This is a genomic window from Mesorhizobium sp. M0189 (assembly GCF_040322135.1).
Lineage (GTDB): Bacteria > Pseudomonadota > Alphaproteobacteria > Rhizobiales > Rhizobiaceae > Mesorhizobium.
This window is the reverse complement of sequence record NZ_JAMYSW010000047.1, coordinates 1-10,881: the sequence shown is the minus strand read 5'-3', so window position 1 is coordinate 10,881 and position 10,881 is coordinate 1. Positions and strand designations below refer to the sequence as shown.

The 10,881-nt window shown below is 60.7% G+C and carries 11 protein-coding genes and 2 pseudogenes; 8 read left to right on the top strand and 5 right to left on the bottom strand.

Annotation, left to right across the window (positions count from 1 at the left end; genetic code table 11):
- Positions 1 to 335: 335 nt before the first annotated feature.
- The 3 genes from NKJ09_RS32185 (at position 336) to NKJ09_RS32175 (ending at position 1,786) form a co-directional block, all read left to right on the top strand.
- The gene (locus tag NKJ09_RS32185) at positions 336 to 545 is read left to right on the top strand and encodes a hypothetical protein (RefSeq protein ID WP_352494308.1); all 210 of its coding nucleotides are present in this window, start codon (positions 336 to 338) and stop codon (positions 543 to 545) included.
- A 431-nt stretch (positions 546 to 976) separates the two neighbouring features.
- Positions 977 to 1,489: a DUF2231 domain-containing protein gene (locus tag NKJ09_RS32180; protein WP_023722565.1), complete on the top strand. Its 513-nt coding sequence runs from the start codon at positions 977 to 979 to the stop codon at positions 1,487 to 1,489.
- Positions 1,490 to 1,588: 99 nt separating this feature from the next.
- Entirely contained in the window at positions 1,589 to 1,786 is a 198-nt protein-coding gene (locus tag NKJ09_RS32175; RefSeq protein ID WP_084643096.1) for an RNase H family protein, read from the top strand.
- A 95-nt stretch (positions 1,787 to 1,881) separates the two neighbouring features.
- Here the strand turns inward: NKJ09_RS32175 and NKJ09_RS32640 are convergent.
- From NKJ09_RS32640 to NKJ09_RS32160, 3 genes and pseudogenes are all read right to left on the bottom strand, one after another.
- Positions 1,882 to 2,086, bottom strand: a pseudogene (locus tag NKJ09_RS32640) (spore coat protein U domain-containing protein); the annotation flags it as partial.
- Between the two features lie 24 nt (positions 2,087 to 2,110).
- A pseudogene (locus tag NKJ09_RS32165) lies at positions 2,111 to 2,764 on the bottom strand (IS110 family RNA-guided transposase); the annotation flags it as partial.
- A gap of 617 nt (positions 2,765 to 3,381) precedes the next feature.
- Positions 3,382 to 3,636, bottom strand: a complete 255-nt coding sequence (locus NKJ09_RS32160) for a DUF982 domain-containing protein (RefSeq protein ID WP_352484679.1) — start codon at positions 3,634 to 3,636, stop codon at positions 3,382 to 3,384.
- 847 nt (positions 3,637 to 4,483) lie between these two features.
- On the opposite strand from NKJ09_RS32160, the gene NKJ09_RS32155 reads away from it, so the two are divergent.
- Positions 4,484 to 5,353, top strand: a complete 870-nt coding sequence (locus tag NKJ09_RS32155; RefSeq protein ID WP_023722561.1) for an MBL fold metallo-hydrolase — start codon at positions 4,484 to 4,486, stop codon at positions 5,351 to 5,353.
- 342 nt (positions 5,354 to 5,695) lie between these two features.
- Positions 5,696 to 6,148, top strand: coding sequence for a YidB family protein (locus NKJ09_RS32150; protein WP_352494309.1), 453 nt, complete (start codon positions 5,696 to 5,698; stop codon positions 6,146 to 6,148).
- 187 nt (positions 6,149 to 6,335) lie between these two features.
- Here the strand turns inward: NKJ09_RS32150 and NKJ09_RS32145 are convergent, their stop codons facing one another.
- Positions 6,336 to 6,521: a hypothetical protein gene (locus NKJ09_RS32145; protein WP_352494310.1), complete on the bottom strand. Its 186-nt coding sequence runs from the start codon at positions 6,519 to 6,521 to the stop codon at positions 6,336 to 6,338.
- Between the two features lie 821 nt (positions 6,522 to 7,342).
- Between NKJ09_RS32145 and NKJ09_RS32140 the strand changes: the two genes are divergently transcribed.
- Positions 7,343 to 7,927 (top strand): PHB depolymerase family esterase, encoded by a 585-nt coding sequence (locus NKJ09_RS32140; RefSeq protein WP_502895954.1) that lies wholly within the window; start codon positions 7,343 to 7,345, stop codon positions 7,925 to 7,927.
- Between the two features lie 16 nt (positions 7,928 to 7,943).
- Positions 7,944 to 8,294, top strand: a complete 351-nt coding sequence (locus tag NKJ09_RS32135; protein ID WP_023722557.1) for a hypothetical protein — start codon at positions 7,944 to 7,946, stop codon at positions 8,292 to 8,294.
- A gap of 186 nt (positions 8,295 to 8,480) precedes the next feature.
- On the opposite strand, the gene NKJ09_RS32130 is transcribed toward NKJ09_RS32135, so the two are convergent.
- On the bottom strand, positions 8,481 to 9,563 hold the full coding sequence (locus NKJ09_RS32130) for a sensor histidine kinase (RefSeq protein ID WP_352764748.1): 1,083 nt from the start codon (positions 9,561 to 9,563) through the stop codon (positions 8,481 to 8,483).
- A gap of 33 nt (positions 9,564 to 9,596) precedes the next feature.
- On the opposite strand from NKJ09_RS32130, the gene NKJ09_RS32125 reads away from it, so the two are divergent.
- Positions 9,597 to 10,496 carry an alpha/beta fold hydrolase gene (locus NKJ09_RS32125; RefSeq protein ID WP_352494312.1) on the top strand — a complete coding sequence of 300 codons (900 nt, stop codon included), beginning with the start codon at positions 9,597 to 9,599 and terminating at the stop codon, positions 10,494 to 10,496.
- Positions 10,497 to 10,881: the final 385 nt, after the last annotated feature.

Genomic DNA, 10,881 nt, shown 5'->3' with positions numbered 1-10,881 from the left:
TGCGGATCGAAGTAGATGGCATGAGCACCACAGGCCGAGGCCCGCGCCCTTGCGGGGAGCGCGGGCCGATCGGGATACCGATCTGCAGCAATACCTGGAGGGGAGGGTTCGCTGCGTGCACCGAACTTTCGCGGCGGTCCCGTGTTCCCAATCGAGATACACAAAAAGGTAGCTGCACCTTTCGGCATCACGCGCACGTTGGATTTCTGAGAAAGCGCGAGCGTCAATACTAACAATGCGGCTGGTCTCGAAGAAGCCGCCCATGACATTGCCGCTCAGGCGTCAGCCAAATGGGATTAGTTGCGCAGCATACTCATCCGGCGTGGGAGGGACACATGCCGATCCACCGAAAAGCTGAAGAGGCAGGCGTCTTCAATCCATCCGAACTCGCGTTGCTGGGCCGCGTGTTCGATCGGCTCAAGTTCGAAGGTCAATCTGAACAGCGGCGCAAAGCGCTGGCGTCTCGTATCCTTGCAAACTACACCGCTGGAATTACACACGAGGAAGAACTTGTTTCAACGTCGAAACTACCGCTGGCGCGCTAGGGAGTTGGCTCCGCCATTGTGTGGCGGGCCAGATCCCGCCGCGAAGGTGCGCCTGGCTTTTTGGCGTTTGCGGGCGTGCGCTCGTCAATCTAGAAACGTTGAATGTACCGCCGTCGGGCCTTTGCCCGCACCAGGACAGACCGACGGGAAGACGTATCGGCTTGTAAGCCCAGCGGCCCGCCCTTTTCCACGGCGTCGGCGGCGTCATCGTCGAGACCCACCGCGCGAACGCAGCAAGTTCTGACAGGCCGCAGGATCGGCATTTCCAAGGCCGCCGAGGCCGAATGGCGGTTCGGCTGCGCGGCTCGGAATATTTAAGTCGAAGGTTTTCATCCTGCGCATCGCGCCGCTGAGAACAACTTTCGATAGCGACTGATTGCTGCTGTTCGCGCCGGTCTGGAACCCCCGGGCCGCCTTCAACGTTGTTGGGCATGGCTGACGATCGCGCAAATCATCTGCTGGGCGTTGCAACCACCGCAAAGATCGGCAGCCATCCGATTCACCCCATGCTGATCCCTTTCCCGATCGCATTGCTCGTGTCGGTATTCCTGTCGGATTTAGTGTTTTGGTCGACCGGCAATGCATTCTGGGCCGAAGCATCCTTCTGGCTGCTCGGCTTTGCCCTGTTGATGAGCGCCGCCGCGGCGCTGGCCGGCTTTGCCGATTTTCTTGGAAATTCAAGGGTGCGGTCCATCAATGCCGCGTGGCACCATATGGTCGGCAACGTCGTGGCCGTGGTGCTGGCGCTGGCCAGCTTCATCCTGCGCCTAAGCGCCGGTGCCGCCGAGGGCGCCTTGCCCTGGGGCCTGGCGCTGTCGACGATTGTCGTTCTGCTGCTCCTTTATACCGGCTGGAAAGGCGGGACGCTTGTCTACGAACACAGGGTAGGCGTCCATCCCGAAGAGGGTGAGGACGTCAACTCCCGCCCGGAACTATCCCGATAGGGTTGACGAATGGCCGACCTGCCGGGAGCCGTCGTCGTGGTCACCGGCGTGGTTTCGTGTCTTTGGGATTCGTCAAATACCAGGGAGACACCATGAGTTTTGAGTTGCAGAGCCAAGGGCTGGCGCAAGGCTCAACGCAAGCCAGTTCTAAACCGTAGCCTGTGGGAGGAACTGGAAGCCCTCGTTGCCGGCCGCGATATCACCTGGGAACGGGTGCGTGGCCACAATGGCGATCCATTGAACGAGGAGGTCGACCGGTTAGCCAATGAAGCTGCTCGGTCGGCTAGGTTCTCATAAAATGCTCATTGCTGTCGGATTGGCGTTCGCGTCCATTGTTGCTTTAGCCAGGCTGCCCAAGTAAACATCGCTCCCCGGGCCGCATCGTGTCCCACTCAGTAAGTGACTGTGACGACGACAGTGTCGGTGTAAACACCGGCCGACGGCATGGCCTGCGGAGGCACCCGGCCATAAACGGTCAAGGCTGGGGTGTCCGGTGCCAGTTCCCGTCACCATGCTGCCAGCCATCGACGCATCACCCCAAGGCTGAGTTCGGGCAATGTCCTTGTAGAGCCCGTAAGTCACGGTTCCGCCCCCTTTGACATTTGCGGCTGCGGGGGTGAACCGGCGGTCGAGGCTGCCCAGTTCCGGCATTTCGGCGATCAGGCTGCGGGCAACGACAGGACCGACACCCGGCACGGAGGAAAGCAGCTTTTCGTTGACCCGCCAGACTGGGGACTTGCGGATATGATCGTCCATGCCCGCATCGAGGCTTGCCAGCTCACGCCGAAGCGCGACGAGCAGCCGGTGGATGCTCTTTTGCGCCTGTTTCGCGATGACCGTGCGAGCACGGTTGTCCTCCGCCACAATCATCTGCACGATCTGACGCCGGCGGGCGACGAGCTCGGCCAGGGTCTCGGTTTCGGCGTCGCGCAAGGGCCGCAATTGCGGCTTGGTCGCAGCGATGAAAGCGGCAATGACGGCAGCATCGATCGGGTCGGTCTTGGCCCGCTTGCCGAGTGCATTGGCATAGGCGCGCACCTGCGCCGGATTGACCACAACAATCGCCAGGCCGGCGCCTGCCAAGGCGGCGACCGCCAGTCTCTCGAAGCTGCCTGTCGACTCCAATCCGACAACGGCCGGCGAAAGGGCTGCCAGCCGCCGAACCAGATCCTCCACCCCGGCGTGGTCATTCTCCACCGAGAACGCCTCGCCGGACGGCAAAACATGCACGTCGAGCCGATCCTTGGAAAGGTCGATGCCAACAATGATTTCCATCTTGTCCCATCCTTGCCTAATCGGGCTTCGCTTGCGGCCCAGGCGACTGTTCGGGTTCGATGGAACGGCGGACGAAGACCCTTGCTCTGTCACGGGCTCAAAGGCCCAAAGAGGGGTCGGTCTCCCGTCCGCCACCGCACCTGCCTTCATAGCAGAGTCGGCAAAAAACGATACACGTTGGCCTCCTTGGCAGCCGCCTCAAAGGCTGACGACCTCTTGGGGGAAGACTCTGTCCTCGAACGCGTCCACGCAGGATTGGACCACCTTGGTCCACTTCGGGCCCTTTGTGTCCCACCCATGAGTTCCTCGGCGGCTCCCTCGACGTGGCTGACCCCATTGCGAATGCCCGGACGTTTCGTCTTCACGTAGACCGGTGGAGAGAACCAGAGAGGACCCATAAGGGGGAACTTAGAGCGGCAAGAGCCCGCTGACCAACCCCGCTTTAGCCGCAGCTAAGGGAACGATGTAGGCCCTCGCAGGTTTAGAGGTTGCAGCGGGATTCTTCGTGGATGTGCAGCCGCTGTAGGGGGGTCCGTCGCCTCCCCTTGCTGGCGGCGGGCTCCTTTCGCGAAGGCGGTTTTGGTCAGAGACACCTAGAACCTTATACCGCATCCAATTTAGCTAGTTGTCATTGGGGGGAGTAATGTCCCCTCCTCTTTTGCAGCAGCCAGGAACGCCTTGCGGGCCTCCTCAGGTTCCATCTCGTCGAAAATCACGGCCATGCAAACGCGCACCGCGAGGTCCCAGCAGGGGCCACGCTTGGTCCACTTCATCAGCTCCTCGCCGGCTGTCTCGGCGTTGTTGACGTTGTGGATGATCCCGGGACGCTCGGTCTTGACGGGGACCGGAGGGTTGAACCAGTGGAGAGCCATGCGGTCACTCTTTGTCGACCTTATCAAGTTCCTCCAGCAAATACCTCTGCTCAGCCCGCAGTTCCCGTTCTACAGGCAGATTTAGCAGGTTGCGAAGGGAATTGCGGATTACCTCTGACTGGTGAAAATGGCGCAGGACGGCGCGCTTCCGTTGCGATGCCACAGCGGCTGAAGTTGGCTGACAGCTACTCGCGACAGTCGAAAGCCACGCAGAGGCCCATGGCAGTTGCTGCCTCGACGATCGCCTCGGTTAGTTCTTCGTCGGAGGCCACCAAATAAGGCGCAGTCTCCCGAGCTTCGCGTAGTGCCGCTTTGATCGAGACGGTGTCGCCACGGTCCGTCGCGGATGGTGCGAAGGCCGAGTTCGGCGCAGCCGCGGTAGGCGCCCAGGGCATGCAAATTATGCGAGGTCGCACGAATAAGATCGAGGCGAACCCCGTCCTTGCGCCGGTGCGAGGAGCACTCAAAGCCTGCCATGAAAAAACTGGCGAAGCGCGAAGCTTGCGGAACCGGAGCCTCCACCTGGTGCTCGTCCCTGCGCCCCACTTCGCTCATTCGAAGTCTCCTTTCAGCAGTCGGCTTCGAACTCGGCCGCCTTGTTAGGACCGGGAACCGCGTTGGCGAAATACCGCATCCAATCGGGCGCGCGCCATCTTCGTTGCTCAGTCCAGCTCGTCCTTGCGTGGCCGGGTAATGCCGAACCGATTGGTCGAGCCTTGTTCCTGTGGTGGACCGTCCGGAGCTGGGGGCGAATGAGGAACAAGGGGGGCCGTGCCAAGTTCGAGGCGATGTACCACCGCCGATCGACTCGAGCGGCTGCTCAGCAACAAGAGAGGCACGGGATCACATGACCGTTCAGATTCGACTTTCCGAGATCGACCACGCCAGGCGCGAGGATCGTGGCGACGGCGCTTGGAGCATCGCACCGGACTTGGGCTATTTGCGGCTAGCAATCGTCAATGTCGTGTTCTTCGGCGCACCGGGCAGCGGAGATCGGAACTGGGTGCTGATCGATACCGGGTTGCCGACGTCCCGCAGCAGCATTCTTGCGGTCGCGGAAAGGCGGTTTGGCACGAACGCACGGCCGGCCGCGATCATCCTGACCCACGGCCATTTCGACCATGTGGGAACGGTTCTAGACCTCGCAAATAAATGGGACGTGCCTGTCTTCGCGCATCCACTCGAGCACTCCTATTTGGACGGAACCGCATCCTATCCGCCACCCGATCCCTGGGTCGGGGGTGGACTGATGGCGCTGCTGTCGCCGCTTTTTCCACGCGGGCCAATTGATCTTGGCAACCGTTTGGAACTCTTACCTGCCGACGGATCGATCCCCGGAATGCCCGGATGGCTATGGTTACACACACCCGGGCACGCGCCTGGGCATATCTCGCTCTGGCGCGAGAAGGACCGTTCGCTGATCGTAGGGGACGCTTTCATCACCACCGGTCAGGAGTCAGTCTATGAGGTCGCCGTTCAGGATCTTGAGATGCACGGTCCGCCGCGCTACTTCACGCCGGACTGGGATGCGGCGGAAAGATCCGTGAAGCACCTGGCTGCCCTGAACCCGCAGATGGTCATCAGTGGACACGGTGCGGCTGCTGCGGGAGTGGGCATGCGTCACGCTCTTGACAGCCTGGCTGAGCGGTTCAGGGTGTTCGCCGTCCCGCCGAAATTGAAATTTGTGCGCGAGCCGGCGGCAGTCCAAGGTAGCTGAGGCTAACCGAGCCGCCGCCGTTCTGAAGTATGGTCAAGTTGGGCAGACTCTATTTCTCGAGCCGGTAGAGTTACCCGTCGGGTCGTGCCCCCTACCGTCGCCGACAAACTCTGACAAGCGGAACAAACCCGGAAGGCGCCGGGTTAGGGCGTTCGATCGGCGCAGGCGACAGCGGCCAAGCGCCCCGAAGTTCTGCGTCAGGAGAAGACGTCAGATGGAAAAGAGTACCCGAGGACGCGCCCTCTCCGCCGGCGAGCCGACCGGCAAGAAGTTGTTCGAGCCCACACGCGTCGGCATCCGCCGAGACTTGGCTTCGATTCGCTCAACCGTGGAGGAGACCAAATGGCAAATCTGGGAAGATTGGCGATCGCCATGCTTGGCGTTCTGGCATACCAAAATCGCGACAAGCTCTGTGAATTGATTCCGGGAGCGGGGTATCTTAACCCAAACGACCCGCAACGCAGAATTCTGGCTCAGATAACGAATGGCGTGTCGAGGGCTGACCTTGGTGAGATCCTCGACCGGTTCAGGGAGGTGGGGGCAGGATCGAAGGTCGACTCGTGGGTTGGCAGCGGGCCAAACCAACCGATCGAGCCAAGGGACGTCGAAGCGGCAATGGACGAAGGTACACTCACGTCCATTTTGATGCACACGGGTCTTTCGCGCGACGAGCTAATCAGAAGGATTGCGCGGGATCTACCCGAGACAGTCAACGAGATCACGCCGAATGGTGAATGGCCGCCTGAGCCGACACAAGGCTTGGATAAGTCGACGCTGCTCGACAATGTATCGTAGGGGACGCAGCCAGGAATGCAGCCGGCCAAGGCGAGATCCAGTACTCTACACCGGGGAATCCAATTGCTCGGACGCACCCAGTTGGACAGCCCGCCAGCCGCAAGTTACCGGCCTTGGGAAGGCTCGTCGGTCGTGTCCCATCAGGTGGTGTAGCTCGGCGGTTACGAAGCCGCTCGCGAGCGCGCCGTCAGTAGCGAGTGGGGCGGCCGAGGTCGCGGGGCAGCGGTGGTCCAAGCATCGGGGGCTTGGGCTTGATCCCGGAATAGTCCTTAGACAGCCTTTCAATTGCCTCCGTGGTTGGCTTCCGCTCAGTGTTGTAAAGCTCGTCAGCCTGCTCTTTGATGCGCAGCGCCGGTCCCTGCAGCGCCATCATGGTGACGCCTAGCTAGAACGGTGCCGGAAGCAACAGCTGCAATGGCGACAATAATGCTGCGCTTGAAGCGCACAGCGCGGCGAGGCGAGGCCCGCAGCTGCAGCTGTTCTGGATCGAGTTTCGGTGTAGCATCGGAGCGGGGAGTATCCGTCATGGACCGCATCCCGTTCATCGAGATCTCCAGCCCCACACGATCTGAGAAGGCGGCCGGGAGATGGGGCAGAAGTCGGGTGCTCCGCGTTAAGTGAAGCATGCGGCAACGGAGGCACGCCTTGCGAAGCTCGCCGGTCACTGTCGTGTCATGTTCCCGTAGACCTCCGGAGTGCGCCACCGTCCGCCCATCACTTGGTTTGTCTTGGCGGGGCGGTTGCGGCAAGCGCGTCGGCCGACAAAGCGTCTGTTGAACTGCTACGCCCAGAATACATCGCCATCGCAGCGGCAGCGCAGGGCGGCAAGCGGCACCGCGACAAGGAAGCGGTCTGCCCACCATCAGGTTTCCTCCAAGCCCAGCTCCAGGGCTCGGCCGGACTTTGTCTCCCCACCTACCTTGCTATTGTGCAATGCGGCAGCGATATTGCTGCGTATGCGTTGCGCGGATCGAGGTCCATTCGGGCATCACAACCGGAGGCGGCTCGATTGCGAAAAAAATCCGATACGTCGCAAGTATCGCCGCGTTGTAAGCGCGATATGCGTCACATACTCCCAAACGTAGCGGGTCGAACCATCTGCAGACGCTGGCCGAGTTCGGTACCAAACCCGGCGCGTTGGGGGCCACGTTTTATCTTCCCGATGAACTGCCCAAAGGCGCTCCGCTCGTCGTCATGCTGCATGGCTGCACCCAGACTGCGGCAGCGTACAACCGTCACTCCGGATGGTCGCGACTTTCGGACGAAACCGGGTTCGCCCTGCTCTTTCACGAGCAGCAACGCGGCAACAATCCAAACCTCTGTTTCAAATGGTTCCAGCCTGACGACGCCAAGCGCGGTTCGGGCGAGGCGCTTTCGATCCGCCAGATCAAGACGATGGTCGTCACCCACGGTATCGACCACGGGCTTTTCGGCTGGAGGCGCAATGGCAGCGGCCATGCTGGCGACATATCCGGAAGTATTTGGAAGGCTGTGCGATATTGCCGGCCTGCCCTACGGCAGCGCAACGACACACCGGACGCGTTCGATAGAATGCGTGGACATGGCGGCCCGTCGGAACAGGATCTGCAACGAACTCCGCGGCGCGTCGCATCATCGAGGACCGTGGCCGAAGATCTCAGTTTGCCACGGCACCGCCGACCAGACGGTTTCGCCTTCCAACGCCGAAGCGCTCGCGAGCCACTGGCGGGAGGTCCATCGGGCAAAAGCGCTAACGCATCTTTAGGCTGCCGGCCAGCACGCAAAGCAAGTTTGGCGTGATGGCGCGGGAGAAGTCTTGATCGAGGTCAACATGATCGCTGGGATGGGCCACGGTACACCGCTCGGCAACGGCCTCGGCGCTCCGGGACCCTTTATGCTTGATGTCGGCATCTCTTCCACTCAGGAGATCGCGCGGTTCTGGGGCATCTTGGTAACGGAGAAGGGTGTCTCCACGACATCGAGGCCAGAGTTGCCTGCTCGCCAGCACGTGCCATCCCGTTTGGAGATACCAGCTATGGAAAAGGCGAAGACGGCGTCCTCGGAGTCAACCGCCACCCTCCAGTCCCCGCGTACTAACGCATCGGGCCAGCCGGGCGTGAAGAACCTCATCGAGCACGCCCTTCGGACAGCGGGCCTTATGCGCTAACCCAAGCGAGCGCACCGCCCCCACACGTCGTCCCTGCTTCCCCGCCAATAATAATGCGGCCCTTCGACCGGGAAATTTGGACCGCGTGATGGAAGCCGTCTCGAAGACCTCGGGCCTATTTGCAAGCACACTGTTCAAGGCCGCGATATGAACGCAACCCAGTGCAGTATGTTCGACGGCAATTTTTCAGCTTGCTGCCGCCGATCGTTTGAAGATGATGGTCACCTTCGTCCCTTTGCTAGCGCTAGAGTCGACTGCGAACTGCGCCTTGGCGTTCTCGGTCAGCGAGCGCGCGATCAGCGCTCCGAGCTTGCCTGGCTTGGGCCACGTCTCGCCTTCCGGCAGGCCGATTCCGTCGTCCGCCACTATAACCCGGCAGCCGTCGCCATTGACGATGCTGTGCAGCGTTATCGTGCCGCCGTCGCGTCCCCGGAACGCATGCTTTAGTGAATTGGTCAGCAATTCGTTCACGACCAGTCCCGCCGGCATGGCGACGTTTATTGACACGGGATATGTATCCACCTTCATATCCAGGCGGATCCCCTCGACTGCGTGCGAACTCATCACCGCGGACGCGATCTGGCTGAGATAGACGCCAAGATCGACCTCCTCCTTCGGCTCGTCGGCCGTTAGCATCTGGTAGAGGATCGCCAGAGCGTCGACGCGACCGGCGAGCCGCTCAAACCGTCTCCGGTCGGCCTCGGTTGCGTTGCGGCTTTCCAGCCGGATCAGTGCAGTGATCATCTGCAGGTTGTTCTTTACCCGGTGCTGCAGTTCGCGTAGCAGCGTGTCTTTCTCGCTGACACGCTCCTCCACCGAGCGCTCATCTCCCGCCTCGCCATGGGCCGATACGTCGACCAGCGCCACCAGCCGGAAGCACATCTTGCCGTTGTCGTCCTCGATCACGTTGGAATAAACATCGACGATCGTCGGCTTATCCTCGTTGCGTTCCAGCCTGTAGGTGCCGACTAAATCGGTTCCCTCGACCACGGCCTCGGCAAGCGGCCGGTCCTTCTGCTCGTGGAGGCCTTTGCCCAAAAGGGCTGCCCAGTTTTCCCGGGTGAGCCTGGCGGCCATCAGGCCTGAGAGCTTCTCGAATTCGGGATTGGCGTAGACCACACGCTCCTCAGCGGCAAGGTCGGAAACGGCTATGGCGATCGGCACCTGGTCAAGGAATTTTTTGAACTGTTCGCTTTCCAGTGCGGTTGCAAGCTCAGGTGTATCAAGCAACTGCTCGACCGCCGCGGGCTTCTCTGAATCAGATGTCATTTGCGCGCCTGTTCCGTGCGTACAATATCAACAATGCAGCGCCCCCGCCATCGCCAAAGCTGGACACTGCATTTTCATGCGCCGCGTATAGGCCTCGAGGAACAAGTCGCCAGTCAGCTGGACTTCATGCGGGCCGAGAACGATAGCGTGAATGCGATCACGCAGATGACCACCGGCCAATTGAACCAGCTACCTGAGCATCACGATAGCTTATCTATCTTGGCCCGGCCCTGCCCCGGCCTTTTCAGACGTGCGCTGACGCGATGGTCGAGCCATATCGACTCGCCTACATCGTATGTTCACGACAGCGGAAATCGCCTGTGGGCAATGCAACCAGGCAGATCATCGAAGATTGCCCGGGACATCACGTCGCCGAGGGAAACCGGGCATCGTATTCGCATGCTGATGCGCGAGGTCAACCATCGCGTCAAATCAGTATTCGATCATCATTTCGATCCGCGAGACCAACAAGCGGGCCGAAAGCCCGGCCGCATTGGAAGCGCATTGTGTCACACATTTATGCCACTCCTTGTCAGGCTGACTTGGCCGCTGGCAGTGCCGAAGATATTTGGGCCGGCTGCAGTGTCGACCGTCTCCGCTTCGGCTATGAAGGAACTTGCAAGCCGTTCCTCGCAATTGCGGTCCACCTCAGCGGAATCGGGCTTACTTGTTCCGTCGGCGCTGCTTCGCTCCAGCTATAAAGAGGTATCGGTGCCTGCCGGAATCCTAGCCGGCGATGGTGACCGCCTGCTCGATGCGAAGGGGCAGGCCCACCGCCTTCATGCTGATGTGCCAGGTTCGCTGATTCATATCGTGCAGAATTCCGGTCACATGGTGCACCACAGCGCGTCCCAAGCCGTCCTTGCCATGATCCATACAGTGGTCGCCACGGCGGGAGCGAACGATGAAGCATTGCGGCGCACCCATGACTAGCCCCCCGCAACGCTACCGGTGCGACTCGCGGCTTGCTGCAATCGATGCGTGCCTTGCCGAGCTGCGCGGCAAACAATTTAGACCTGAGCCAAACATCCTTGTTGCGGTGTGGCTTCAAATGCGTACCGAACGTGGAGCCGCTTGCATGTAACCAAATTGCCGGCTCGGCGTTTCCTTCGACGCCGTTGCAACGGTCCCGCCCACCAACGCAAGCTTACAGAACACGAATTAGCGAGGCGATAGCTTCTTCCACAAGTATAGACTGGCAAATTCATGGGTCGTAATTTTCTGGTGATTGAACCTGAGGAAGGCATTGCCGTGCTCAAGGGGCTTGCCTCCTCGGCGCGTATCTCGATGCTGAAACTGCTGCATGAGAAGGGGCCGA

What these genes read in the sequence shown, in the direction of transcription:
- NKJ09_RS32185 (WP_352494308.1), top strand. Translation starts at nt 336, where the DNA reads ATGCCGATCCACCGAAAAGCTGAAGAGGCAGGCGTCTTCAATCCATCC.
- NKJ09_RS32180 (WP_023722565.1), top strand. Translation starts at nt 977, where the DNA reads ATGGCTGACGATCGCGCAAATCATCTGCTGGGCGTTGCAACCACCGCA.
- NKJ09_RS32160 (WP_352484679.1), bottom strand. Translation starts at nt 3,636, where the DNA reads ATGGCTCTCCACTGGTTCAACCCTCCGGTCCCCGTCAAGACCGAGCGT.
- NKJ09_RS32155 (WP_023722561.1), top strand. Translation starts at nt 4,484, where the DNA reads ATGACCGTTCAGATTCGACTTTCCGAGATCGACCACGCCAGGCGCGAG.
- NKJ09_RS32150 (WP_352494309.1), top strand. Translation starts at nt 5,696, where the DNA reads ATGGCAAATCTGGGAAGATTGGCGATCGCCATGCTTGGCGTTCTGGCA.
- NKJ09_RS32145 (WP_352494310.1), bottom strand. Translation starts at nt 6,521, where the DNA reads ATGATGGCGCTGCAGGGACCGGCGCTGCGCATCAAAGAGCAGGCTGAC.
- NKJ09_RS32140 (WP_502895954.1), top strand. Translation starts at nt 7,343, where the DNA reads ATGCTGCATGGCTGCACCCAGACTGCGGCAGCGTACAACCGTCACTCC.
- NKJ09_RS32130 (WP_352764748.1), bottom strand. Translation starts at nt 9,563, where the DNA reads ATGACATCTGATTCAGAGAAGCCCGCGGCGGTCGAGCAGTTGCTTGAT.
- NKJ09_RS32125 (WP_352494312.1), top strand. Translation starts at nt 9,597, where the DNA reads ATGCAGCGCCCCCGCCATCGCCAAAGCTGGACACTGCATTTTCATGCG.